Below are 25229 nucleotides of genomic sequence, written 5' to 3' on the forward strand. Positions count from 1 at the left end.
TGAAATCGGGGCGGGCATGACGGACAATGTGCCAGCACTGTACGCCTGTCCCGACGGGGTTTCACCCGCTCCCCACGCCGCACCGCACCATGAGTCCTCCCGCCTCCACGCCCGCCCGCCCGCGCATCTGGGCCATCGGCATCAGCCGCCTGGCACGTGCCTTTGCCGACCTGATCCCGTCCTATGCCGCGCGCGCGGAATTCCGCATCGTCGGCAAGGGCTTCGAGGCCGCCGCCAGCGCGGTATCGCGTGAAGTGCGCGAAGGCCGGCTCGATGTGGTGGTCGCCGGCGGCTCCAACGGCGCCTACCTGCGGCAGCATGTGGACGTGCCGGTGGTGCTGGTCAAGGTGACGGGCTTCGACGTCATGAGCGCACTCGCCACCGCGCGCCGCATCTCGCCCCGGGTCGCGCTGGTCACGCATGCCTCCACCTATGCCGAGGTCGATGAATTCGTGCGCGCGTTCTCGCTGGCGATCCCGGCCTATACCTACCTGACCGAGGACGATGCCGTGGCGCGGGTCAAGGCGCTCAAGCAGGAGGGCATCCAGGTGGTGGTCGGCCCAGGGCTGGTCACCGACCTGGCCGACCGCTACGGCCTGACCGGCGTGTTCCTGTATTCAGGCAACTCGGTGCGCATGGCGCTGGAAGACGCGATCGAGGCCGCACGGCTGCGCCGCATTGAATCGACCCGGCGCGACTATGTCAACACTATCCTGGCGCACCTGAACGAGGGCGTGGCCGCCGTCGATGCGGAAGGGCGGATCCAGTCGTTCAATCCGGCCATGGAGCGATTCCTCGGTACCTCGGCCGCGGCCGCTGTGGGCCGCAAGCTGCAGACGCTGGCGCCCAACCTGTCGCTTGAAGGCGTGATGCAGAGCGGCGACAAGGAGCTGGAAGCGATCCACAAGCTCGGCGACAAGATGGTGGTGGTCAACCGCATCCCGATCGCCAGCGAAGCCGGCACCCTCGGCGCGGTGCTCACCATCCAGGACGCCAGCGCGATCCAGCGCGTCGACCGCAACCTGCGCTCGCGCAGCCGCGCCCGGCCCGCGGGCGTGCGCTACAGCCTCGACGACCTCGCCGGCACCTCCGCGGTGATGACCGAACTGCGCACGCTGGCGCGGCGCTACGCCGTGGTCGATTCCACCGTGCTGATCGGCGGCGAGAGCGGCACCGGCAAGGAAGTGCTGGCGCAGGGCATGCACGACGCCAGCCCGCGCCGCGCGTTCCCGTTCGTGGCGGTCAACTGCGCCGCGTTTCCGGAAGCGCTGCTGGAGAGCGAGCTGTTCGGCTACGAAGAGGGCGCCTTCACCGGCGCGCGCCGCGGGGGCAAGGCCGGCCTGTTCGAGTCGGCGCACAACGGGACACTGTTCCTCGACGAAGTGGGCGACATGCCGCCGACGCTGCAGACGCGCCTGCTGCGCGTGCTGCAGGAAAAACAGGTGCTGCCGATCGGCGGCCTCGACGCCGTGCCCGTCAACGTGCGCGTGATCGCGGCCACCCACCGCGACCTGCCCGCGATGGTGCGCGACGGCGGCTTCCGCCAGGACCTGTACTACCGCCTCAATATCCTGCGCATCGAGATGCCGCCGTTGCGCGAGCGCGCCGAAGACCTGGCCGAGCTCGCCGAGCTGCTGTACCGCCGCGCGCAGGAGCGCCTGGGCACCGAGCGTGCGCAGCGCTTGCCGGCCGTGGCGCGCTCGCGCCTGGCGCGCTACGCATGGCCGGGCAATATCCGCGAGCTGGAAAATGTCACGGAGCGCATCGCGGTGCTGGTGGCCGGCCGCAAGCTGGAAGCCGATGCACTGCTCCGAGAACTGCAGGCCGCCGTGCCGGAACTTTTTGGCGGCGAGGGCGTGGCGATGGCCGTGGCGGAAGCCCCAACGGAACCGGCCGCGCGCGCTGCAACGGCCGGCAGGCCCGGCCATTCGCTGGCGCGCGTCAAGCAGTCGAGCGAAGTCGAGCATATCCGCCGCGTGCTCGCCGAATGCGGCGGCGACCGGACCGCCGCGTGCCACATCCTGGGCATCAGCCCGACCACGCTGTGGCGGCGGCTGAAGGCGGCGTAGCCGCCGGCCGTGCCTATACCCCCGGGCCGACGCGCCGGAACGGAATCGGCTGCAGGTTCTTGCCGGCCAGCCACGCCTCGTTGAAGAGCCGGCCCATGTACAGGTCGCCACGGTCGCAGAGCAGGGTCACGATGGTGTGGCCCGGTCCCATCTCGCGCGCCAGCGCCACGGCGGCGCCGACATTGATTCCTGAAGAGCCACCCAGGAACAGCCCTTCCTCGCGCAGCATCCGGTAGACCATGTCGACGCAGGTCTGGTCGTCGACCTGCACCGCATCGTCGATCGGCGTGTCCTGCAGGTTGGCGGTGACGCGGCTGGTGCCGATGCCTTCGGTGATCGAACTGCCCTCGGCCTTGAGTTCGCGGTGCTTGACGAAGTTATAGAGGGCGCTGCCGTGCGGGTCGGCCAGCACGATGCGCACGGCCGGCTTGTGCTCCTTCAGGCAACGCGCGATGCCCGCCAGCGACCCGCCGGTGCCGGTGGAGCAGGTGAAGGCATCGATGCGGCCAGCCGTGGCGTGCCAGATCTCGGGGCCGGTGGTTTCGTAGTGGGCCTGCCGGTTGGCGAGGTTGTCGAATTGGTTGGCCCAGATCGAATTATCGGTTTCCTCGGCCAGCCGGCAAGCGATCTTCTGGTAGTTGCCGGGATCGGCATAAGGCTTGGCGGGAACCGGCCGCACCTCGGCGCCGAGCATGCGCAGCCGTTCCATCTTCTCCGGCGACTGCGTGTCGGGGATCACCACGATGCAGCGATAGCCGCGCGCCGCGCACAGGTGGGCCAGGCCGATGCCGGTATTGCCCGCCGTGCCTTCGATCACGGTGCCGCCGGGCTTCAGCACGCCGCGGCGCTCGGCGTCGCGGATGATGTAGAGCGCGGCGCGGTCCTTGACCGAGCCGCCCGGGTTCAGGAATTCGGCCTTGCCGTAGATATCGCAGCCCGTCTCGGCGCTCAGCCCCGCCAACCGGATCAGCGGGGTGTGTCCGATGGTGCCGGCAAATCCGTCCCTGACTTCCATGATGCACTCCTGCCAGGCCGCGGCGGCCCGAGATGAGGGTCAATCTGATTGATAGACCGGGGCGGCGGGAATGACAAGCGGGGGGAAGAAGGCCGTGGGGCCGGGGAAGTGGCTCCGGTAACGCCTGGCGCCGTGGCTGGCCGTTTCAGGCCGTTTCAGGCCGTTTCAGGCCGTGTCAGGCCGTGTCAGGCCGCATTCAGCCAGCGGAAACTGAAGTCGCCTTCGACGAATTCCCGCCGCGACGCGTGGAAATCGCGCATATACGGCCGGTTCAGGTGCGATTCCAGCGCGTTCTTCGAGTCCCAGACCATATAGATCACGAAGACCTGAGCGTCCTCGGCATCCTGCCCGACATGGTAGTCCAGGCAGCCGGGCTCCTTCAGCCCGCGCGTTTGCAGCGTGGTGAGCTGGGATACCAGCGCCTCGCGGCGATGGGACTTGGCACGGGCGATGCCGACTAGCGTGTACGTTCCGGACATGGTTGAACGGGGGCGACTGGCTGGCGTCTGGTGAGCTCTGGGCGCGCCATTGTAGCGCCGGCGCCGGGGCCGCCTGGAATGCCTGACGGCGCCGTCCGGGCATTTGGCGCCCCCTTGACAACCCCGGCGCGGTTCCGGCGGGCAAAAAACAGGCCTCAAGTCTGGCGCCGGCCTGCCGATAGCCATTCCGACAAGAAAAAAACCAGCGTCCGGGGGACATCTCATGCTGAGACGAATCGGGTCGGAACAATTGCAGGTCGGGATGTTTGTCGCCAGGCTGGGTGGGCCGTGGATCAGCCACCCGTTCTGGCGCGCGAAGTTTCTGGTCAGCCACGAAGACCAGATTCGGCAGATCCAGTCCGCGGGCGTCCGCGAAGTCTGGATCGATATCCTCAAGGGGCGCAACCTGCCCGCACCAGCCGTGCCCGAGGCGCCGCCAGTGCCGGTTGCCGAGGCCGAGCCACCGGCGTGGGAGCCTGCGGCCGAGCAGCCGGTCGCTTCGCTCGAAGCCGAGCTCGGCCGGGCGCGCGACCTGCTCCAGTCCGGCAAGGCGGTGATCGGCTCCATGTTCGCCGACATCCGCATGGGCCGCGCGCTGGAGGTCGGACGCGCGCTGCCGCTGGTCGACGCCGCGTCGCGCTCGCTGTCGCGCCACGGGCAGGCGCTGCTGGCGCTGGCGCGGCTCAAGGCGCGCGACGACTACAGCTACCTGCACGCCTTTGCCGTCTGCGCGCTGATGATCGCGGTCGGGCGGACGCTGAGCCTGCCGGAGGACGAGGTGCGCGAACTCGGCCTCGCCGGCCTGGTGCACGACATCGGCAAGCTGACGTTGCCCGAATCCGTGCAGCACAAGGCCGTCGCACGCACGCCCGAGGAAGAGGAAAGCTACCGCCGCCATCCGTCGGCGGGCTACCGCATCCTCAACGAGGCGCGGCTGGTCTCCAATATCCCGCTCGATGTCTGTGTCCACCACCACGAACGCGTGGATGGCCGCGGCTACCCGTTCGGGCTGGCCGGCCACGAACTGAGCATCCACGCCAGGATTGCCGCGATCTGCGATGCCTACGATGCGCTGACCTCGGACCGTCCGGGCCACCAGCAATGGTCGCCGGCGCGCGCCATGGAATACATGGCCGTGCGCGTCGACACGCTGTTCGACCGCCGGGTGTTCAAGGCCTTCACGCGCACCGTCGGCATCTACCCGCTGGGCACCGTGCTGCGGCTGCGCTCCAACCGGCTGGCGGTGGTTTGCGGCCAGAACGAAGCCGACCCCTTGCGGCCGCTGGTGATGGCGTTCTATTCGGTGTCGCAGTCACGCCCGGTACCGACGGAACTGATCGACCTGCGGCACAGCGAGGAGACGGTGGTGGCGTTCGAGAATGCCGCCGAATGGGGTTACACGGACGAGCAACTGATGGCGATGTATACGAATACGAAAGCTTCATAGCGCCGGCGCCGGCTTCAGCCAGGGCGACGCACTGAGCCTGGCGTAGAGAAAGTCGTTGAACGCCCGGACCCGCGCGCTATGGCGCAGGTCGGGATGGGTCAGGATCCACAGCGGCGTGCCGAGCGCGGGGTCGGGCCGGGCCAGACGGACCAGGCCTGCGTCGTGCTCGGCCAGCAGGCACAGCAGCATGCCGATACCCATGCCATGCCTGACGGCATCGACCATGGCCACCAGGCTGTCTACGCTCACCAGCCGGCGCGCCGGCGGCACGTGCTCGGCCACCCAGCGAGCCTGCGCGAGATGCGCGAGCGCGTCGTCCGGGACCACCCAGTCGTGGCCGGCCCAGTCAGGCGCTGCGGTTCCACGGGCCGGGGCGTTGCCGGTTTGCGCCAGGTAGTCGCGCGATGCGTACGGCGCAGTTTCCAGCATCCCGACCTGGCGCCCGACCAGGTATTCCGGCGGCGCGCTGGCCGGACGTACCGCCACATCCGCCTCGCGCCGGCTCAGGCTCAGGAAGCTATTGTTGACCACGATCTGCAACTGGATCCGCGGATGCAGCGCGCGAAATTCCGCGAACAGCGGCATCAGCAGCCCGGCCAGCAGCGTGTCCGTAGTGGTGACCCGCAGCGGCCCGCTCAGCTGGCTGTCCAGGCCGGACAACTGGCGTTGCGCGGCATCGATCTGTTCGCCGACGCCGGCAAGCCGCTGGGCCAGCGCTTCGCCCGCTGTGGTGAGGGCGTAGCCCGTCGGATGGCGCTCGAAGAGCAGGGTGCCGAGCACCTCTTCCAGCCGGGCGAGCCGGCGCAGCACGGTGGAGTGGTTGACGTGCAGCGTCCGGGCAGCGCCGGCCAGCGAGCCTGACTGGCTGACGGCAAGGAAGTACTTCAGGTCGTCCCAGTCCGCTTCCTGCATGTTTGCATAGCCCCTTTGCGAAAATAGCCAGTTCTCGTGCCGATTCGCACAGCCTACATTGGCCTGGCGGGCCCGGCAATGGTCGCCGGGCGGCAATCAGGGAACAGGAAAAGGCAATGGCGTGGATGCTGCTGGTGCTGGCGGGGCTGATCGAGATCGTGATGGCGCTTGCCTTGAAGTACACGGACGGATGGACGCGGCCGGGGCCGACGGTGCTGGGGATCGGGGCCGCCCTGGCCAGCATCTTCCTGCTCAGTGCGGCCTTGCGGCACCTGCCGGTGGGAACGGCGTACGCGGTATGGACCGGGATCGGGGCGATCGGGGTCACCGTGATCGGGATCCTGTTCCTTGGGGAGAGCGCGGCGCCGATGCGCCTGGCGCTGATCGCGCTGATTTTTGTCGGGATCGGGGGGCTGAAGCTGCTGCCTGCCTGAGCGAGGGCAGGGCCGCGGGACACAGGGGGGCCCTGGTGGGTCCTGGTGGGTCCTGGGATCGCAGTTTTACGAAGGGGCGTGCACGTTTTGTACACTATCCGGCCGAACCACTGGCTTGACTTCGCCCCTTATGAGTTTCGATGCCCTGCTGGAGCTGTTCCAGCAACGTATTCCGGCCCATCCCTGGGCGCAGATCACGCTGTACCTGGTGGTGCTGGTGCTGATCGCGCTGGTCGCGCAATGGCTGTTCGGCCATGTGATGTCGCGCATCGCCCATCGCGTGCTGACGGTCTGGGGCAAGGGGCCCTGGAGCAAGGCGCTGACGCGCCATCGCGCGTACCGGCGCTTCGGCTATGCGGTGGGTTTTGCGGTGATCACCGTCGGCATCGGCGAGGTGCCGCACATGGGCCGCTATGCGCTGCTGGTGGAGCGCCTGGCCCATTCCAGCCTGTGGGTCTGCTTCTTCCTGATGCTGGGCGGCGTGCTGGGCGCGTGGCAGGACGTTTACGCCGGCAGCCGCCGCGCGCAGACGCGCTCGATCAAGGGTTATATCCAGGTGGGGCGGCTCGGGCTGGGGCTGGTGTGCGCGGTGCTGGTGCTGTCGATCCTGATCAACCGTTCGCCGCTGTGGATGCTGTCCGGCCTGGGGGCGTTGTCGGCGGTGCTGCTGCTGGTGTTCAAGGACACGCTGCTGTCGCTGGTGGCCAGCACGCAGCTGACCTCGAACGACATGCTGCGCATCGGCGACTGGATCGAAATGCCGCAATGCAATGCCGATGGCTACGTCAAGGACATCGCGCTGCATACGGTCAAGGTGCAGAACTGGGACAACACCGTGACCACGGTGCCGACCTACAAGCTGTTTTCGGAGAGCTACCGCAACTACCGCCAGATGTTCGAGTCCGGCGCGCGCCGTATCAAGCGGACGTTGCGCATCGACGCGAGCAGCGTGCGCTTCCTGGAAGACGACGAAGTGCATGCGCTGATGCGCTACCAGTTGCTGCACGACTACCTGGCCGAGAAGCAGGCCAAGGTCGACGAGGCCAACCGGCTGCTGATCGCCGCCGGCAATGACCCGGTGAACCGGCGGCGGCTGACCAATGTCGGCACCTTCCGCGCGTATGGCATCGCCTACCTGAAGGCGCATCCCGAAATCCACCACGACCTGCTGCTCAACGTGCGCATGATGGAGCCCGATTCGCAGGGCATCCCGGTGGAAATCTATTGCTTTACCGCGCTGACGGCGTGGATGGACTACGAGCGCATCCAGGGCGATGTGTTCGACCACCTGCTGGCGATCCTGCCGGAACTGGGCCTGCGGCTGTACCAGGCCCCGTCCGGTGCCGACCTGAGCGGCGTGCGCATGGCGCCGGTGCTGGCCGCGGCGCACGCTGCCGCGCAGGTGGCGGCACCGCACCCGCCCGCCCATGCCGCCGCGGGCAGTCACGTGCTGTAACGCCTTCCGCTCCTTCAGGTATCAGCCCACCGCGCGCGGACGCACGCGGCTTGCGGCTTCCTTGGCGCGGGTGCGGGCGGTGTCAACATCGTCCGCATAGGCCAGCGCCACGCCCATGCGGCGCTTGGTAAAGCTCTCGGGCTTGCCGAACAGGCGCACCTCGGTCTGCGGCACGCTCAGCGCCTGGTCCACGCCGTCGAACACCACGCCCTGCGCGTCCACGCCGCCGTAGATCACCGCGCTGGCGCCGGGGCTGCGCAGCGAGGTATCGACCGGCAGGCCAAGGATGGCACGCGCATGCAACTCGAATTCGTTCTGGTGCTGCGTGGCCATGGTCACCATGCCGGTATCGTGCGGGCGCGGGCTGACCTCGCTGAACCAGACCTGCTCGCCCTTGACGAACAGTTCCACGCCGAACAGGCCCATGCCGCCCAGGTCGGCGGTGACGGCCTGCGCGATCTGCTGGGCCTTCTGCAGCGCGGCGGGGTGCATCGGCTGCGGCTGCCAGCTTTCCACGTAGTCGCCGCTGACCTGGACGTGCCCGATCGGCGCGCAGAACTGCGTCTCGACCTGGCCGCTGGCGCCGATGGCGCGCACCGTCAGTAGCGTGATCTCGTAGTCGAAGTCGATAAAGCCTTCCACGATGATGCGGCCGTGGCTGACGCGGCCGCCGGCCATGGCGTAGTCCCACGCGGCCTGCACGCCCTCGGGGCCGTCGATCTTGCTCTGGCCCTTGCCGGAGCTGCTCATCACCGGCTTGACCACGCACGGATAGCCGATGCCGCCATCGATGGCGGCCTGCAGTTCTTCCAGCGAATCGCAGAACTTGTACGGGCTGGTGGGCAGGCCGAGCGACTCGGCGGCGAGGCGCCGGATGCCTTCGCGGTCCATGGTCAGGCGCGCGGCGCGCGCGGTGGGGATCACGCGCACGGTGCCGGCGGCTTCCAGCGTTTCCAGCATGGGGGTGGCGATGGCTTCGATCTCGGGCACCACCAGGTGAGGCTTCTCGGCTTCGATCAGCGCCCTGAGCTGGTCCGGGTCGCTCATGGCAATGGTGCGCGCGTGGTGGGCCACCTGCTGGCCCGGCGCATTGTCATAGCGGTCGACGGCGATGGTCTCGACGCCCAGGCGCTGCAGTGCGATCAGCACTTCCTTGCCCAGCTCGCCGGAGCCGAGCAGCATCACTTTGGTTGCAGAGGGGGAAAGGGGCGTTCCGAGGGTGGTCATGGCAGCAGGGCGGCGGGGCGAAGGGAAAACCAGGATTGTACGTGGTGCCGCCCGCCGTGGCGTCGCCCTGGCCTAGTCTTCGGCGTCGCGCGAGCCGGGGTGGCGCCGTGTCGCCTCGTCCTTGCGGTCGGCCGCCTCCGCCTCTGCCGGAGTGGACGCGACCCCGTACATGCCGTGGCGCGGCGTGCCTTCCGGCAGGTTGCCGAGATCAGTGGCCTGGTAAGGGTGCGGACCCGGCGGCGGCTGCGAGGTGTCGCTCGACGGATGCGCGCGGCCGGTCAGCTTCTCGTCCTGGGTCGCGCTGTGGCCGCCGTAGTGATAGTCGGTCAGCGATCCTCCATGCGCGGGGGCCGACGGTGCCGGCGCCCCGGAGATATCGGTCACGCGCACCGGAATCGACGGATAGACCTGCTGGGCGCCGGCGATGGCCATGTCGGGCGAATCGAACTCGCCGGCGAGCCGCTCCGGTGCGGCGTTGCCGGTGCGCATTTCGAGGTGCCAGCGGCCGTTTTCCGGGCCGCACACCAGGATTTCCTGTTCGGTCGAGATCATGGCAGGGCTCCTTGTGCAGGTTCCAGGGGGCCGGCACGCCATACCGGCCGCGCGGGCCGGCCGTGTGGTCGGTCCCCAGGCAGACAGGCAAGTTGCATTCCAGCGCCGCCGCGCTGGAACGGAACCTGCTGCTCCTGCGGGAATACGCCGTTAACTCAAAAAGAGGTTCGCCATGCCCCCGACCCGACCGCTTACTGTTGTCATCACCGGCGCTTCCAGCGGCATCGGGCTGGCCACCGCGCTGGCGTTCGCGCGTGCCCAGGCGCGCGTGGTGCTGTGCGCGCGCGGCGAGGCGCCGCTGGCGCGCGCCGCCGCGGCGTGCCGCGAACTGGGCGCGCGGGCACTGGCCGTCCCGGGCGACGTCACGCAGCCGGCGGCCATGCACCGGCTGGCCGAGCGTGCGGCGGAGTTCGGCGACGGCGGCATCGATGTCTGGGTCAACAATGCCGGTGTCGGCGCGGTTGGGCTGTTCGACGAAACACCGGTGGCCGCGCATGAGCAGGTGGTACGCATCAACCTGCTGGGCTACCTGCACGGCGCGCATGCGGTGCTGCCGTTCTTCAAGGCGGCGCGCAAGGGCGTGCTGGTCAATATCGTGTCGCTGGGCGCATGGGCGCCGTCGCCATATGGCGTGTCGTATACGGCAAGCAAGTTCGGGCTGCGCGGCTTTTCGGAGGCGTTGCGCGCGGAGCTGGTCGACTATCCGCAGATCCGCATCTGCGACATCTTCCCGGCCACCGCCGACACGCCGGGCATGCGCCACAGTGCCAACTACACCGGCAAGGCACTGCGTCCGCCGCGGCCGCTGGTCGACGCCGGCGCGGTCGCGCGTGCGGTGCTGCGCGCGGTCGCGGCGCCGGCCTCGCAGGCGGTGACGGTAGGCGTGGTCGCAAGGCTGGCGCGCGTTGCCAACCTGCTGGCGCCAGGCCTGCTGCAACGGGCGTACGGCCGCATCCTGCATCGGCATTTCAGCGGGGCGCACGAGATACCGGTCACCGACGGCAACCTGTTCCATGCCTCGCTGGGACATATGGACGTCCAGGGCGGCTGGACCTCGCCGGAACAGATGCGCCAGCTTCGCATTGCCGGCGCGGCGGTGGCGGCCGGACTGGCCGGCCTCGCGCTGTGGCATTGGCGCCGCCACGCCCGCTGAGTGCCGGCAGGCACTGACAGGCAGACTGGCAGGCAGATTTACAACCGCGGGCGATTCTTACCTGCGCCGCGTGCGGCTGCCGGCCCATATAGAAAAAGGCCCGCGCGAACGCGGGCCGCAAAGGCCTGAGGATCCGCTAGAGGACCGCTCGGTATTTATCCTAATTGCCCGGCAGCGGCTGCACATCCCCCGTTCGGGGTGCAGGCCGCATTCGTGCGTGATCCCGCCTCGATACGGCGGCGGACGGAGCGGTGCCCTCAGGACGTCGCCATCAAAGGTGGCCGACGCTGCGTCGCCACCGCAAACACGATCTGCGCGATCCCGGCCGCCAGCCCCATCGCCACGCCCGCCTGCCAGGCAACGGTGTACGAGCCCAGCGCGTCATAGACCAACCCGCCGCCGAAGGCACCGGTAAAGCTGCCGATCTGGTGGCTGAAGAAGGCCACGCCGCCCAGCATCGCCTGCCAGCGCAGGCCGAAGGTCTCGGCGATCCAGCCCGACACCAGCGGCGCCACGCCCAGCCACAGGAAGCCCATCACCGCGGCAAACACCAGCGTGCTGCCCGGCGTGGGCGCCGACGAGAAATACCAGGTCAGCGCCAGCGAGCGCACGGTATAGATGCCGCCCAGCAGCATCAGCTTGTTGAAGCGCCCGCCGGCCCAGCCGAAGAAGATGCTGCCGAGCACGTTGAAGCCGCCGATCACGCCCAGCGCCTGCGCGCTAAGCATCGGGTCCATGCCGCAGATGTCCAGGTACGACGGCAGGTGTGTGGTCAGGAAGACCAGTTGCATGCCGCAGACGAAATACGCCAGCGCCATGACGATGAACGGCGCGTGCCGCAGCGCCGTGCCCAGCGCCTGCCGCGCATTGCTCTGGTCGGCGCCGCCGAACGCGGGCAACGGCAGCTTGTCCACGCGCCCCGCCATCCAGGCCGCCGGCAGCATCACCAGCGCCAGCAGCACGAACGCGGCCAGCCCGGCGCGCCAGCCGTAAGCCTGCGTCACCATTTGCCCGATCGGCGCGGCCAGCAGCGCGCCGAGCGAGCCGGCCCCCGACACCAGCCCCAGCACCGTGCTGCGCAGCGCCGCCGGCACCGGCCGTGCCGCCACCGCCATCGCCAGCGCGCTGCCGGTGCAGGCCATCGAAGCGCCGATCGCCACGCCCGCGCCCAGCGTGACGCCGATCATGCCTTGCGCGGTCGCCAGCAGCACCAGCCCGGCCACATACGACAGCGAGCCGGCCAGCATCAGGGGCCGGAAGCCGATCCGCGTGGCCCATGCGCCAGCCAGCGGCTGCAGCAGGCCCCAGGCCAGGTTCTGCACGGCGATGGCGACCGTGAAGTCGGAGACCGAGATGCCGATGTCCCGCGTCAGCGGCGGCATGAAGATGCCCAGGCTCTGGCGCAGGCCCATGGCCAGACTGAGCATCAGGGAGGCGCCAAGCAGGATCGGCAGGGCCGGGCGGAGGCTTTCCAGGCGGGAAGGCGCGGTGGAGGCAGGCACGATGGTCGTCTCGCGGGATTGTCGTTGTCGTTATGTGCCCGCGGCGGCGCCTGGCATGTTAAGCATGCGCTGAATATACCGCAGGGTAGGCCGAGAGTAAGCGGCAGCCTGCACCGTGTCAATTTGGCTTTGGGCCGGGCCGCCTTCCGCTTTGCCGAAGGCGGCCCGGCGCCGCGCTAGTCCAGGCTGACCCGCCGGCTTGCGGCCGGCCGTCCAGGCGAAAGGCGCGACGACGGCATGGCTTGCTCCCACCTTACTTGCCGGTCCACACCGGCTTGCGCTTCTCCGCAAAGGCCGCGGCGCCTTCGCGCGCATCGGCCGAGGTGAACACCGGCGCCATCAGCGGGCGCTGGCGCTCGAACATCTCCTCGTTGCTCCAGTCCGCCGACTCGGCCACGATCTGCTTGCTCACCGCCACCGCCAGCGGGCCGTTGGCCCCGATTTCCCCGGCCAGCGCCAGCGCGCCCTGCAGCGCTTCGCCCGGTTCGGTCAGGCGGTTGATCAGGCCGTAGGCATGCGCCTGCTCGGCGCCCAGCATGTTGCCGGTCAGCGCATATTCCATGGCGATGTGGTACGGCACGCGGCGTGGCAGGCGCATCAGGCCGCCGGCACCGGCAACCAGGCCGCGCTTGACTTCGGGCAGGCCGAATTTGGCCGCCTTCGACGAGACGATCAGGTCGCAGGCCAGCGCCAGTTCGAAGCCGCCGGCGAGCGCATAGCCCTCCACCGCGGCGATCAGCACCTTGCGCGGCGGCTTCTCGGTCAGCCCGCCGAAGCCCCGGCCGGGCAGGCTGGGGCGCTTGCCTTCCAGGAAGCCCTTCAGGTCCATGCCCGAGCAGAAGGTGCCGCCGGCGCCGGTCAGGATGGCGACGGCGAGGTCGTCACGGCTTTCCAGTTGGTCGATCGCGGCGGCCAGCGCGGTCGCGGTCTCGAAGTCCATGGCGTTGCGCGCCTGGGGCCGGTTCATGGTGATCAGCAGCGTATTGCCGCGGGTCTCTAGTTGCAGCGTGTCGCTCATGCAGATGTCCTTGTCGGAGTGCTGGATTTGATCGAGGCGCTCAGCGCGGGGCCATGCGGATGGCGCCGTCCAGGCGGATGGTCTCGCCGTTGAGCATCGGGTTCTCCAGGATGTGCAGCGCGGTCGAGGCGTACTCGTCCGGCGCGCCCAGGCGTGCCGGGTGCGGCACCATCGCGCCCAGCGAGGTGCGCACGTTCTCCGGCAGCTTCGCCAGCAGTGGCGTGTCGAACAGGCCCGGGGCGATGGTGCAGACGCGGATGGCGCGCTGCGCCAGGTCGCGCGCGGCCACCAGCGTCATGCCGACGATGCCGGCCTTGGCCGAGCTGTAGGGGATCTGGCCGATCTGGCCTTCATAGGCGGCCACCGAGGCGGTCAGCACGCAGGCGCCGCGTTCGCCGTCCACCATTTCGTTCTTTGCCATGCGCGCGGCACCCAAACGCAGCGCGTTGAAGGTGCCGATCAGGTTGATGCGCACCACCGACTCGTACTTTTCCAGCGAGCCCGGCGAGCCGTCCTTTTCGACCACGCGCACCGGCGCGCCCAGGCCGGCGCAGTGGATCAGCGCGCGCAGCGGGGCGATGGCCTCGGCGGCGTCGTAGACCGCGTTCATCTGCTCTGTGTCGGTGACGTCGGCCTTGACGAAGCGGACCTTGCCGCCGAACTCGTCCACCACCGCGTTGCCGCGCTCTTCGTTCAGGTCGGCGATGACCACGCCGACGCCGCGCTCCACCAGGCGGCGGGTGCAGGCCAGGCCCAGGCCGGAAGCACCGCCGGTGACGACGGCGGACATGTTTTCGAGTTTCATGGGTGTCTCCTAGGAAAAAGTCACTGGGTTCCCGCCTGCGCGGGAACGACGCAGGCGGTTACAGGCGTTCGATGATGGTGGCGTTGGCCATGCCGCCTGCCTCGCACATCGACTGCAGGCCGTAGCGCTGGCCGCTGTCTTCCAGCGCATGCAGCATGGTGGTCATCAGGCGCACGCCCGACGCACCCAGCGGATGGCCCAGCGCGATCGCGCCACCGCGCGGGTTCAGGCGCGCCGGGTCGGCGCCCAGCGCCTTCTGCCAGGCGAGCGGCACGCAGGCGAAGGCTTCGTTGATTTCGTAGTGGTCGATCTGGTCCAGCGCCAGGCCGCTCTTCCTGATGGCGCGCTGGCTGGCCGCGATCGGGGCAGTCAGCATCATCACCGGATCGTCGCCGCAGACGTCGAACGCGACAAAGCGCGCGCGCGGCTTCAGGCCCAGGCGCTGCGCCATGGCTTCGCTCATCAGCAGCATGGCCGAGGCGCCGTCACTGATCTGCGAGGCATTGCCCGCGGTGACATTCCAGCCGATCTGCGGGAAGCGCTCGCTCAGTTCGTCGTTGCGGAACGAGGCCTGCAGCGTGCCGAGTTTTTCCACCGAGGTGCCGGGGCGGATGGTTTCGTCATGCTCGACCACGCCGTTGGGCGTGCTGATCGGCAGGATCTCGCGGCGGAAGGCGCCGCTCTCGCGGGCCGCGGCAGCCAGTTCGTGCGAGCGGGCCGAGTAGCTGTCCATGTCCTGGCGCGACAGCTCGTACTTGGCCGCGACCAGCTCCGCAGCAACGCCCTGCGACACCAGACCCGGCGCGTAGCGCGCTTCCATCGACGGGCCATATGGGTTCTGGCCGATGCGCGCCGAGCCCATCGGCACCCGGCTCATCGACTCGATGCCGCAGGCGATGACGATGTCGTAGGCGCCGGCCATGATGCCCTGCGCGGCAAAGTGCACCGCCTGCTGGCTCGAACCGCACTTGCGGTCGATGGTGGTGGCAGGCACGTGGTCGGGGAAGCCGGCCGCCAGCCAGGCCACGCGGCCCGGCCCGGCTGACTGCTCGCCCGCCTGCGTCACGCAACCGGTGATGACGTCGTCCACCAGGCCGGGATCGAGCTGGTTGCGTTCGACCAGGCCCCTGAGCACCTGGGCCAGCAGTTCGGTGGCATGCAGCTCGGTAAAGGCCGATCCCGGCTTGGAGCGGCCCATCGGGCTGCGGATGGCGTCGACGATGACGGCTTGTTGCATGAGGGTGTCTCCTGGTGCAGCGGTTGCGAGTCGTTGATGAATCGTTGAGTTGGGATATTGAGACGTCGGTTTCAAAAAGTGATCGTCCAATACGATGAATCGGAATTCTCGCGTCGGAAATTCGCCATGTAAACTCAAAATCCTGTGTTTGACTTCGGAATCAACGAAGGGCAACATCCAGGTTTTGAGACGCTGGTATCAAAAAAATCCAGACGAAGGCCCGGTTATGACCAATGAAGCACATGCCTCCCTGACCCCGCCGGCCGCCGATGCCGATGGCGAGTCGCGCCTCGTCAGCGCGCTGGCGCGGGGCGTTTCGATCCTCAACTGCTTCTCGCCAACGGTGCAGGAGCTGAGCAGCCGCGAGCTGATGGAGCGCACCGGGCTGGCCAAGCCGACGCTGTTCCGCCTGCTCGACACCCTGTGCGAACTGGGCCTGCTGCACTATTCGGAGCGCCTGTCGCGCTACGTGCCGGGGGTCGGGCTGGTCAACCTGGCCGCGCCCGCGCTGGCGCGAATGACGGTGCGCCAGCTGGCGCGGCCGGCCATGCAGGAGCTGGCCGACCACATCGCCGGACAGGTCGAGCTGATCGTCGGCAACGGCAACGCCATGACCTACGTCGAGATCGCCCAGGGCGTGGGCAGCCATGTGTTCCGGCCCGAGGTCGGTACCCGGGTCTCGATCTCGCGCACCGGTTCGGGCCGCGGCTACCTGTTGCTGATGCCCGAGCCCGAGCGCGAGGCGTATCTGGCCCAGCTGCGCGCCGCCGATCCGGCCCGCGCTGACTGGCTGCAGCAGCGCCTAAAGGATGCCGCGCGCGACCTCCAGGAGCACGGCTTCTGCCGCGGCCATCGCGACCTGCATCGCGAGGTGGAATCCGTTGCCGTGCCGATGCGCGCACGGCGCGATGGCGAAGCGTGGATCTTTGCCGCGTCGGTGCCGGTGTTCAGCCCGCAGAGCAAGCAGATCGAGGAAGACATCGGCCCGCGGCTGGTCAGCCTGGTGCGCAACGTGGAGGGGGCCATCGGGGTGTCAGGCTGACGTTCCGGCGCCCCGCCAGGCGGGGTGACTTGTCTTGGCCCCGGGCGGGCTGGCGACTATCCTGAGTCACAAACAAGGACGTCGGGAACCCGTCGCAGCCAGCCTCCTGGGGGTGTGCCATGCAGCAGATACGCCTGGCGGCAATCGTCGCCGTGCTGGTACTCGTCGCCGGCGTGGTGTCGCGCTCGCTGGCGCATGCGTCGACCGAGGCCGTGCCGGTCTGGCTCGGCAGCGGCGTCACGTTTGCCGCGCTGCTGGTCTGTGCGCGCTGGTCATGGCCAGCGGTGCTGGCCGGGGCCGGGCTGGCGCTGGCAGGGTGGGGCATGGCCACGCACGGCCTGCCGCTGCGCGGAGCGGTCGCCTTCGGCCTGATCGAGGTCATCAGCCTGGGCACCGCCGGCTGGATCGCCACCTATGGCCGGCGCGATCCGCAAAGCCCGCCGGGAGCCACGCTGCTGATCGCGGGGGCGCTGGTCGGCTCGGCGCTGGGCGCTTCGCTGGCGGTCGAGCTGTGGCGCTGGCAGCGGCCCGGTCTGGACCTGCCGGTCGAATGGCGCGCCTGGGCCTTTTCCACCGCGGCCGGGCTGCTGCTGGTGGGGCCGCTGGCGGTGGCGTTCCGCGGCTTCCGCGTGCGGCGCTCGGGCGGCATGCCGATGCAGCAGTTCGCGGCCGGCGGGCTGGCCTTCGTGGTCTTTATCGTGGCGGTGCTGGCGGTGTTTTCGGACAACGCCGCGCAGCGCTTCGGCGGCCTTGCGCCCACGCTGGCCTACGTGCCGATGCCGCTGCTGCTTGCCACCGCGCTGCTGTGGGGACAGCGCGGCGGTGCCATTGCCACGCTGCTGGGCTGCCTGCTGATCATCCACCGCACCGCGGCCGGCGCCGGCCCGTTCAACGTCATCGAAGGCTTTCCGGGCGAAGCGGTGGTCGAGGTGCAAGGCTTTGTCATTGTCTGGGCGCTGGTGATGCTGCTCGGCCGCGCATTGTCCGAGGGCCGCCGCACCGCGCTGGAGGAAGCGCGTGCCTGGCGCCTGCGCTATGCGCGCACGCTGCAGGCGGTGGGCGTGGCCAGCGTCGAGTATGACGCGGTCACCGGCCGCGCTACATGGAGCGAGGGCGCGGCGGCGTTGCTCGGCGACACGATCCGCGACGTCAACAGCGTCGACGAATGGCTGGACCATATCGACGCCACCGACCGCGGGCTGGTGCAGGCCACCTGGTCCGCCGTGGCGCGCGGCGATGCGCCCGACAGCGTGCAGGAATACGCCGTGACGCTGCCGGGCAGCGGCCGCCTGCACGTGCATGAGCGGCTGGCCGGCATCCGCGGCGCGGACGGCAAGGTAGAGCAGGTGGCGGCACTGCTGCGCCGCGCCGGCGCGGAGCCCGCGCATGTCTGACCCGGGCGTGTTCCTGATCCACGGCCTGGGCGGCACGCAGTATGACCTGGGCTCGATGCACAAGCGCCTCAAGCGCGCCGGCTTTGTCACGCACTCCCTGACGCTGCCGGGACACGGCACGCAACCCGAAGACCTGTGCGGCGTGCGCGCCGAGGACTGGCTCGAGGCGGTGCGCGCCAAATACCGCGAGATCATCGACCAGCATGAAACGCTGCACGTGATGGGCATGTGCATGGGCGCGCTCCTGGCGGTGGAAACGGTCAAGCGCGAGCAGCACACCAGGGGCCGGCTGGTGGCGCTGGCGCCGCCGGTCTATATCGACGGCTGGGCCACGCCGTGGTATCGCGGCCTGCGTCCGCTGCTGTACCGGATTCCAGGCGTTCCCAACCGGATGAAGGTGGAAGAGGAAGAGCCGTTCGGCATCAAGAACGAACAGCTGCGCGAGATCGTCAAGGCCAAGTTCGCGCGCGGCGAGAACTTCCACTACCAGTGGGTGCCGCTGGCGTGCATCCGCGAAGTCGATCGCTTGCGCGGCTACGTGCGCAAGGGGCTGCAGCGCATTGCCTGCCCCACGCTGGTGGTCCACGCGCGGCTGGACGAGCTGACCAGCCTGCGCTCCGCCAACTTCCTGGTCGAGCAGATCGGGCAGGGCAAGCGTGCCGGGCAGGCGCGCATGCTGGTGCTGGAAGACAGCTACCACATGGTCTGCGTCGACAATGACCGCGAGCTGGTGGCGCGCAACGTGCTGGAATTCTTCGAGGCCAGCGTGGGCACGTCGCTTGGCATGGCGGGTGCGGAGCGCGACGATGCGCGCATGACGCCGGACCAGATGACCGGGCTGCTGGCGGCGGCGCGCGCGGACCTGGAGCAGGGCGACCTGGCCGCGCTGTATGCGCGCGGCAAGGGCGATTTTGCGTGGTTCCAGCCGGGCGCCAACCGGACCAGCGGGGTCTATCGTGGCGATCGTGGCCTGGCGCGGCTGCGCGAGTGGGCGGATGCGGGGCTGGCGTTCACCGCGTTCGGCGCGCCGGTGCTCAACACCGGCATGGCCGTGGTGGCTGCGACCTTGCGCAGCGGCACGCTGGCCTCGCAGGGCGTGCTGGCGTTTGCGCTGCGCGACGGCAAGCTGCTGGAGGGACGGTGGTTCCCGGACGAAGTGGTGCTGGAAGGTGCGTACTTCGGCGGCACGCCGGCGCTGCAAGGGCCAAGCCCGGCCGAAAAGGCCTTCGAGGCTGCCGCCGCGTTGTCGAAGACGCTGCGCCAGGCGCCCGACAACGACACCCTGCTGTCGCTCTATGCGCTCTACAAGCAGGGCAGCGTCGGCGACGTCAGCGGCGACCGCCCGGGCATGATGGACATGGTCGGGCGCGCCAAGTACGACGCCTGGGCCGCCCGGCGCGGCTTGCAGCGCGAGCAGGCCATGCGCGACTATGTGGCGCTGGTCAACCAGCTCAAGGCGGCGGAAACGCAATCCGCCTGAAGCCGGGTTGCGTAGCTGCCGCGATCAGTTTCCGCTGAACACCGGCGTGCGCTTGTCCAGGAAAGCCTGCACCGCCTCGCGGTGGTCCGCAGTCTGGTGCGACAGGGCCTGGAAGCCGGCCGACAATTCCAGCAGCGTGTCGAGGCGGGTGTGCATGGCCTCGCGCATCAGCCGCTTGGCCAGCCGCACCGCGTGCGGCGGGTTGGCAGCGATGCGGCCGGCCAGCTCGTATGCGGTCGGCAGCAGCGCCTCGGGCGCCACCACGCGCGACACCAGGTTCCATTCCAGCGCGGTCTGCGCGTCGATCGCCTGCCCGGTAAAGGTCATCTCGGCGGCACGCGACAGCCCGATCACGCGCGGCAGCAGCCAGGCGCCGCCATCGCCGGGGATGATGCCCAGCTTGACGAAGGATTCGGCGAACTGCGCGCGCTCCGAAGCGATGCGGATATCGCACATGCAGGTCAGGTCCAGGCCCGCGCCCATGGCGGCGCCGTTGACGGCGGCGATCACCGGCACTTCCAGGTTGAACAGCGCCAGCGGCAGGCGCTGGATGCCGCAGCGGTAGTCCTGCCGGATCTCCATGCCCGGCACCTGGCCCGAGGCCTGGCGTTCCATGTCCTTGATGTTGCCGCCCGACGAGAACGCCGTGCCGGCGCCGGTGATGACCACGGCGCGCACGCTGCGGTCGGCATGGATGCGCTCGATCGCGGCCAGGAACTCAGCCACCGCGGTGTTGCCGGTCAGCGGGTTGCGGCGCTCGGGCTCGTTCATCGTCAGCGTGACGATGTGGCCGTCCTGTGCGTAGAGGAGGAAGTTGCTCATGGTGGGTGTCTCCGGGGGGGCATCGGGTTCAGTTGCTGCCGCCAAGGCTAAGTCAGCCGGGGCGGCCGCGTCCAATATTCATTTGTTGGCGGGCGATAGCGGGCATGTATCGATTGCCGGGGCGATTCTCGGGACTTCAGTATGTTATGCAGGGCGATGAATTCTTTCGTGCAGCCGGTAGCAGGCCACGCATGACTTGCGCAATACCCCCAGAATCCGGAAAGTAGGGGGCAGCCTGCCCGCTGCCTTGTTAATCCTGGATCCCTGCCCATGACAGTCGTCGTACTCGCGATGGACGGATCGCCCGACAGCGTTGCCGCCGCCCGCCGCCTGGCCAGCCGCCCGCTGCTGGCCGGGCCCTTGTCCGTGCATGTTGCCCATGTCTCGCCGGTGCCGGGCAGCCCCGGCCTGTCCCGGGCCGCGCAGGCGCGCGCGCCGGCCCGGGCCTGAGGCGGCGCCCATGGAACTGCCGCTGCTGCTCGCGCTGCCGCTGCTGGCCGCCGGACTGACCTGGGTGATCGGCATGCGCGCGCCGCGGCTGGTGGCGCCCGTCATCGTCGGCCTGCCGCTGGTCGCGCTGGTACTGCTGCTGCAGCTGCGCGGCGCGGTCTTCGACCAGCCAGAGGACGGCCTTGCCTGGCGCGTGGGCTGGCTGCCCGCGCTGGGACTCGACCTGTCGCTGCGCCTGGACGGCCTGGCCTACCTGTTTGCGCTGCTGGTGGTCGGCGTGGGCCTGCTGGTGATCCTGTACGCGCGCTACTATCTGGCGCGCAATGAATCGGCGGTGCGCTTCTTCTGCCTGCTGCTGCTGTTCATGGCGGCCATGCTGGGCGTGGTGCTGGCCGGCAACCTGCTGTTGCTGGTGGTGTTCTGGGAGCTGACCAGCATCCTGTCGTTCCTGCTGATCGGCTTCTGGTCGTGGCGCGGCGATGCCCGCCAGGGCGCCCGCATGGCGCTGGCCGTCACCGGCGGCGGCGGGCTGGCGCTGCTGGCCGCGGTGCTGCTGCTGGGCCATATCTGCGGCAGCTTCGAACTGTCGGTGGTGCTGGCGCAGGCAGGCAACGTGCAGCGCCACCCGCTCTACATGCCGATGCTGGTGCTGATCCTGCTGGCGGTCTTTACCAAGTCGGCGCAGTTCCCGTTCAGCTTCTGGCTGCCGCAGGCGATGGCCGCGCCCACGCCGGTATCCGCGTACCTGCACTCCGCCACCATGGTCAAGGCCGGCGTGTTCCTGCTGGCGCGGCTGTACCCGGTGCTGGACGGGACCAACGGCTGGTTCTACCTGGTCAGCATGACGGGGCTGGCCACACTGATCTTCGGCGCGGCGATGGCGCTGCTGCAGCGCGACCTCAAGGGGCTGCTGGCGTATTCCACCATCAGCCACCTGGGACTGATCACGCTGCTGTTCGGGCTCGATACCCAGCTGAGCACGGTGGCGGCGATCTTCCACATCATCAACCACGCGGTGTTCAAGGCGTCGCTGTTCATGGCCGCCGGCATCATCGACCACGAGACCGGCACGCGCGACCTGGAACGGCTGCACGGGCTGGCGCGCTACATGCCGCATACGGCGGTGCTGGCGATCGTGGCGTCGCTGTCAATGGCGGGCGTGCCGCTGTTCAACGGCTTCCTCAGCAAGGAAATGTTCTTTGGCGAGACGCTGGCGCAGGGCCTGCTGGGCGAATTCAACTGGGTCATCCCGGCGGCGGCGACCATGGCCGGCGCGCTGACGATGGCGTATTCGCTGCGCTTTATCTACGGCGTGTTCTTTGGCGGCAGGCAGCCCGACGTTCCCAACTATCCGCCGCACGAGCCGCCGCGCTTCATGAAGGTGCCGGTGGAGTTCCTGGTCGTGATCTGCCTGGTGGTGGGACTGGTGCCGGCCTACACGGTAGGCACCCTGCTGGCGGCGGCGTCGCTGGCCACGCTGCGCGCGCCGCTGCCGCCGTACAGCCTGAACCTGTGGCATGGCGTCAACCTGCCGCTGCTGATGAGCCTGCTGTCCATGACCGGCGGCGCGGCGCTGTTCTTCCTGCGCCGCGATGCGCTGCGCCGCTGGCAGCAGTCGCTCGAGCACCTGAACGCGCGCCGCTCGTTCGAGAGCGGCATGCGCGCGCTGGAGCGCATTGCCACCGCGATCACGCGCGCGCTGGAGAGCGGCTCGTTGCCGGGCTATATCGCCTGGATGCTGCTGGCGCTGCTGGCGATTCCGGCGTGGTTCCTGGCCGATCTCGACACGCTCGCCGGCACCGTCCCGGCCGGCGCGCTCGACCCGATGGGCGCCGCGGCGCTGGCGATACTGGCGGTGCTGGCGCTTGCCGTGGTGGCCGCGCGCGGGCAGCGGCTGGCGGCGCTGGTGCTGCTCAGCGGCTGCGGGCTGATGGTGTCGCTGGTGTTCCTGCGCTTCTCGGCGCCGGACCTGGCGCTGACGCAGTTGTCGGTGGAAGTGGTGACGGTCTTGCTGCTGGTGCTGGCGTTGTTCTACCTGCCGCGCGAGACGGCCGAGCAGGGCGGCCCTGCGCGCCGCATCCGCGACGTGATGCTGGCACTGGGCGGCGGCACGCTGCTGGCGGTGGCAGCCTACGCGGTGATGACGCGCCCGTTCGACCCGGTATCGGCCTTCTATGTCGAGCAGGCGGTGCCGGGCGGCGGCGGCCACAACGTGGTCAACGTGCTGCTGGTGGACTTCCGCGGCTTCGATACCATGGGCGAGATCTGCGTGCTGCTGATTGCCGGCCTGGCGGTGCAGGCGCTGCTCAAGGGCATGCGCCTGCCGACGCCGTCGGCCGCGCCGGACGGGCTGCCGTGGACCAGCCAGGCGCATCCGCTGCTGCTCGCCATGCTGGCGCGGCTGATGCTGCCGCTGACGCTGCTGGTGGCGGTCTTTATCCTGCTGCGCGGGCACAACCTGCCCGGCGGCGGCTTTATCGCGGCGCTGGCCACGTCGGTGGCGCTGCTGCTGCAATACGTGGCCAACGGCGTGCGCTGGACCGAAGCGCGCATCGCGCCGGACTACCGCGCCATTGCCGGCGCCGGCATCGTGCTGGCGGGGCTGACCGGCCTCGGCAGCCTGGCCTTCGGCTACCCGTTCCTGACGACGGCGTTCGGGCATTTCCACCTGCCGGGCATCGGCGAAATCGAACTGGCTACGGCCATGATCTTTGACCTTGGGGTGTTCTGCACCGTGACCGGGACCACGCTGGTCATCGTCTCGCACCTTGGGGTGCGCAACCTGCCGCCCGCGCGCGCTACGGAGGACGACTGATGGCCGCCCTCTATGCCGTGACCATCGGCATCCTGGCTGCCTGTGGCATCTACCTGCTGCTGCGCGAGCGCGTCTTCACCGTGGTGCTGGGCCTGACGCTGCTGTCGTATGCGGTCAGCCTGTTCCTGCTCGGCATGGGCCGGCTGTCCATCGGCCGTCCGCCGGTGATCGTGCCCGGCGCCAGCTACGCCGATCCGCTGCCGCAGGCGCTGGTGCTGACCGCCATCGTGATCGCGTTCGGCATGACGGCGTTTGCCGTGGTGCTGGCGCTGCGTTCGCTGGGACTGACCGGCAGCGACCATGTCGATGCCGCCGGCGAGCCGGAAGGCGCCCCGGTGCACGACCCGGACGGCGACGATGAAGCGCGGGGGCCACGCCCATGAACCACGCCGTGCTGCTCCCCATCCTGCTGCCGATGTTCACCGGCGCGCTGCTGACGGCGATGCCGGCGCAGGCGCTGCGCGCGCAGCGCGCCGTGTGCGCGGTAGCGACACTGTTGCTGCTGCCGGTGGCCATCATGCTGATGCAGCACGCGGCAGGCGGCGCCATCGAGGTCTATGCGATGGGCAACTGGGCCGCGCCGTTCGGCATCGTGCTGCAGCTGGACCGCACCGGCGCCATGATGCTGGCGCTGACCGCGGTGCTGGCCGTCGCGGCGCTGGCCGCGGCAGGCGACGGCACCGCGCGCCAGGGCCGGCATTTCCACGCGCTGTTCCAGTTCCAGCTGATGGGCCTCAACGGCGCCTTCCTGACTGGCGACCTGTTCAACCTGTTCGTCTTCTTCGAGATCCTGCTGATCGCCTCCTATGCGCTGCTGGTGCACGGCGCCGGGCGCGCGCGCATCGGCGCCGGGTTCCATTACGTGATCCTGAACCTGGTGGCGTCGTCGTTTTTCCTGGTGGCGATCGGCGTGCTGTACGGGCTCGGCGGCACGCTCAACATGGCGCACCTGGGCTTGCGGCTGGCCGGCCTGCCGGCGCAGGACCTGCCGCTCGCGGTAGCCGCCGGCGTCATGCTGATGCTCGTGTTCGCGCTCAAGGCGGCGCTGTTCCCGCTGTACTTCTGGCTGCCGCGCGCCTACGCCAGCGCCACCGGCCCGGTCGCCGCGCTGTTCGCCATCATGACCAAGGTGGGCATCTACGCCATGCTGCGCTGTGCCGCGCTGCTGTTCGGCGGCGCGCAGGGCTTGCTGGGGCCATTCCTGGATGACTGGGTGTTTCCGCTGGCGCTGGTGACGCTGGCGATCGGCGGCATCGGCGCGGTGGCCGCCCGCACGCTGCGCGCGATGACGAGCTACCTGGTGGTAGCGTCGGTGGGCTTGCTGTCGGCGTGTGTGGCGATGCAGACGCAAGCCGGCTGGGCCGCCGCGCTGTACTACCTGCCCAGCACCACGCTGTGCACGGCGGGGCTGTTCCTGCTGGCCGATGCGCTGGAGCCGGATCCCGCGCACGACGGCGCGCCGCCGGTGGCCTCGCGGCTGGCCGGGGTGCTGTACCTGGTCGGCGTGCTCGCGGCGGTGGGCCTGCCGCCGCTGTCGGGTTTCCTGGGCAAGGCCATGATCCTGCGCGCGACCCCGGCGCCGTGGATGCCGGTGCTGTGGCCGGTGGTGCTGCTGTCGAGCCTGCTGCTGCTGATCGCGGTGTCGCGCACCGGCACGCGGCTGCTGTGGCGCCTGCCGCATGAGGCGGCGCAGGTGCCGGAAGGCGCCGAGCATCTCGACGAGGACCATCCCAGCGCCGCGCGCGCCCGCGTGCGGCCGGACCCGCGCAAGCTGGCCTGCTGCGCACTGCTGCTGGCGGGCAACGTCGCGCTGACCGTGTACGCGCGGCCGGCCACCGAATATATGGCGGACGCCGCCGCGCAGCTGCTGGACCGCGCGGCCTACATGCGGGCCGTGCTGCCCGCGCAGAAGGAGTAGGC

The 25229-nt window shown here is 69.4% G+C and carries 22 protein-coding genes; 12 read left to right on the forward strand and 10 right to left on the reverse strand.

All coding sequences use genetic code 11. The features are described 5' to 3' along the window. Positions 1-89 precede the first annotated feature (89 nt). Positions 90-2069, forward strand: coding sequence for a propionate catabolism operon regulatory protein PrpR (gene prpR / locus IPF36_RS07595; protein WP_135705278.1), 1980 nt, complete (start codon positions 90-92; stop codon positions 2067-2069). Between the two features lie 13 nt (positions 2070-2082). On the opposite strand, the gene IPF36_RS07600 is transcribed toward prpR, so the two are convergent. Continuing rightward, positions 2083-3084, reverse strand: a complete 1002-nt coding sequence (locus IPF36_RS07600) for a cysteine synthase A (protein ID WP_133096178.1) — start codon at positions 3082-3084, stop codon at positions 2083-2085. A gap of 185 nt (positions 3085-3269) precedes the next feature. Further along, entirely contained in the window at positions 3270-3563 is a 294-nt protein-coding gene (locus IPF36_RS07605; protein ID WP_133096177.1) for a putative quinol monooxygenase, read from the reverse strand. 223 nt (positions 3564-3786) lie between these two features. Between IPF36_RS07605 and IPF36_RS07610 the strand changes: the two genes are divergently transcribed. Further along, positions 3787-5010 (forward strand): HD-GYP domain-containing protein, encoded by a 1224-nt coding sequence (locus IPF36_RS07610; protein WP_133096176.1) that lies wholly within the window; start codon positions 3787-3789, stop codon positions 5008-5010. Here the strand turns inward: IPF36_RS07610 and IPF36_RS07615 are convergent. After that, positions 5005-5922, reverse strand: coding sequence for a LysR family transcriptional regulator (locus tag IPF36_RS07615; RefSeq protein ID WP_195427677.1), 918 nt, complete (start codon positions 5920-5922; stop codon positions 5005-5007). The two genes, IPF36_RS07610 and IPF36_RS07615, sit on opposite strands and share 6 nt — an antisense overlap. Before the next feature lie 116 nt (positions 5923-6038). On the opposite strand from IPF36_RS07615, the gene IPF36_RS07620 reads away from it, so the two are divergent. Further along, on the forward strand, positions 6039-6356 hold the full coding sequence (locus IPF36_RS07620; protein WP_029045934.1) for a multidrug efflux SMR transporter: 318 nt from the start codon (positions 6039-6041) through the stop codon (positions 6354-6356). A gap of 130 nt (positions 6357-6486) precedes the next feature. After that, complete coding sequence (locus IPF36_RS07625) at positions 6487-7812, forward strand: mechanosensitive ion channel family protein (protein ID WP_133096174.1); 1326 nt, start codon at positions 6487-6489, stop codon at positions 7810-7812. Between the two features lie 21 nt (positions 7813-7833). Here the strand turns inward: IPF36_RS07625 and purT are convergent, their stop codons facing one another. After that, entirely contained in the window at positions 7834-9039 is a 1206-nt protein-coding gene (purT, locus tag IPF36_RS07630; RefSeq protein ID WP_133096173.1) for a formate-dependent phosphoribosylglycinamide formyltransferase, read from the reverse strand. 72 nt (positions 9040-9111) lie between these two features. Beyond that, positions 9112-9591 carry a hypothetical protein gene (locus IPF36_RS07635; protein ID WP_133096172.1) on the reverse strand — a complete coding sequence of 160 codons (480 nt, stop codon included), beginning with the start codon at positions 9589-9591 and terminating at the stop codon, positions 9112-9114. A gap of 172 nt (positions 9592-9763) precedes the next feature. Here IPF36_RS07635 and IPF36_RS07640 point away from each other — a divergent pair, with 172 nt between their 5' ends. Then, positions 9764-10744 (forward strand): SDR family oxidoreductase, encoded by a 981-nt coding sequence (locus IPF36_RS07640; RefSeq protein WP_195427678.1) that lies wholly within the window; start codon positions 9764-9766, stop codon positions 10742-10744. 257 nt (positions 10745-11001) lie between these two features. On the opposite strand, the gene IPF36_RS07645 is transcribed toward IPF36_RS07640, so the two are convergent. The 4 genes from IPF36_RS07645 to IPF36_RS07660 form a co-directional block, all read right to left on the reverse strand. Beyond that, positions 11002-12246 (reverse strand): MFS transporter, encoded by a 1245-nt coding sequence (locus tag IPF36_RS07645; protein WP_195427679.1) that lies wholly within the window; start codon positions 12244-12246, stop codon positions 11002-11004. Between the two features lie 253 nt (positions 12247-12499). Beyond that, positions 12500-13264, reverse strand: coding sequence for a crotonase/enoyl-CoA hydratase family protein (locus IPF36_RS07650; protein WP_135705273.1), 765 nt, complete (start codon positions 13262-13264; stop codon positions 12500-12502). Between the two features lie 40 nt (positions 13265-13304). Next, positions 13305-14069: an SDR family NAD(P)-dependent oxidoreductase gene (locus IPF36_RS07655; RefSeq protein ID WP_133096167.1), complete on the reverse strand. Its 765-nt coding sequence runs from the start codon at positions 14067-14069 to the stop codon at positions 13305-13307. Positions 14070-14127: 58 nt separating this feature from the next. Further along, a complete protein-coding gene (locus IPF36_RS07660; protein ID WP_133096166.1) occupies positions 14128-15306 on the reverse strand; it encodes a thiolase family protein in 1179 nt (392 codons plus the stop codon). A gap of 226 nt (positions 15307-15532) precedes the next feature. Here IPF36_RS07660 and IPF36_RS07665 point away from each other — a divergent pair, with 226 nt between their 5' ends. From IPF36_RS07665 to IPF36_RS07675, 3 genes are all read left to right on the forward strand, one after another. Next, entirely contained in the window at positions 15533-16348 is an 816-nt protein-coding gene (locus tag IPF36_RS07665) for an IclR family transcriptional regulator (RefSeq protein WP_195427680.1), read from the forward strand. 119 nt (positions 16349-16467) lie between these two features. Continuing rightward, positions 16468-17742 carry an MASE1 domain-containing protein gene (locus IPF36_RS07670; RefSeq protein ID WP_195427681.1) on the forward strand — a complete coding sequence of 425 codons (1275 nt, stop codon included), beginning with the start codon at positions 16468-16470 and terminating at the stop codon, positions 17740-17742. Continuing rightward, positions 17735-19222 carry an acyl-CoA-binding protein gene (locus tag IPF36_RS07675; RefSeq protein WP_195427682.1) on the forward strand — a complete coding sequence of 496 codons (1488 nt, stop codon included), beginning with the start codon at positions 17735-17737 and terminating at the stop codon, positions 19220-19222. The genes IPF36_RS07670 and IPF36_RS07675 overlap by 8 nt, the downstream gene beginning before the upstream one ends. Positions 19223-19246: 24 nt before the next feature. On the opposite strand, the gene IPF36_RS07680 is transcribed toward IPF36_RS07675, so the two are convergent. Next, positions 19247-20044, reverse strand: a complete 798-nt coding sequence (locus IPF36_RS07680; protein WP_135705267.1) for a crotonase/enoyl-CoA hydratase family protein — start codon at positions 20042-20044, stop codon at positions 19247-19249. Positions 20045-20314: 270 nt separating this feature from the next. On the opposite strand from IPF36_RS07680, the gene IPF36_RS07685 reads away from it, so the two are divergent. From IPF36_RS07685 to IPF36_RS07700, 4 genes are read left to right on the forward strand one after another with little or no spacing between them, the layout of a single operon-like run. Beyond that, positions 20315-20494, forward strand: a complete 180-nt coding sequence (locus IPF36_RS07685) for a hypothetical protein (RefSeq protein ID WP_135705266.1) — start codon at positions 20315-20317, stop codon at positions 20492-20494. A 10-nt stretch (positions 20495-20504) separates the two neighbouring features. Then, positions 20505-23309, forward strand: coding sequence for a monovalent cation/H+ antiporter subunit A (locus IPF36_RS07690; protein ID WP_135705265.1), 2805 nt, complete (start codon positions 20505-20507; stop codon positions 23307-23309). Beyond that, a complete protein-coding gene (locus IPF36_RS07695) occupies positions 23309-23692 on the forward strand; it encodes a Na+/H+ antiporter subunit C (protein WP_133096160.1) in 384 nt (127 codons plus the stop codon). Before IPF36_RS07690 ends, IPF36_RS07695 begins: the two co-directional genes overlap by 1 nt. Then, positions 23689-25227, forward strand: coding sequence for a monovalent cation/H+ antiporter subunit D (locus IPF36_RS07700; RefSeq protein WP_195427683.1), 1539 nt, complete (start codon positions 23689-23691; stop codon positions 25225-25227). Before IPF36_RS07695 ends, IPF36_RS07700 begins: the two co-directional genes overlap by 4 nt. Positions 25228-25229: the final 2 nt, after the last annotated feature.

The sequence above is a fragment of the Cupriavidus sp. IK-TO18 genome (assembly GCF_015549295.1).
Taxonomy (GTDB): Bacteria; Pseudomonadota; Gammaproteobacteria; order Burkholderiales; family Burkholderiaceae; genus Cupriavidus; species Cupriavidus oxalaticus_A.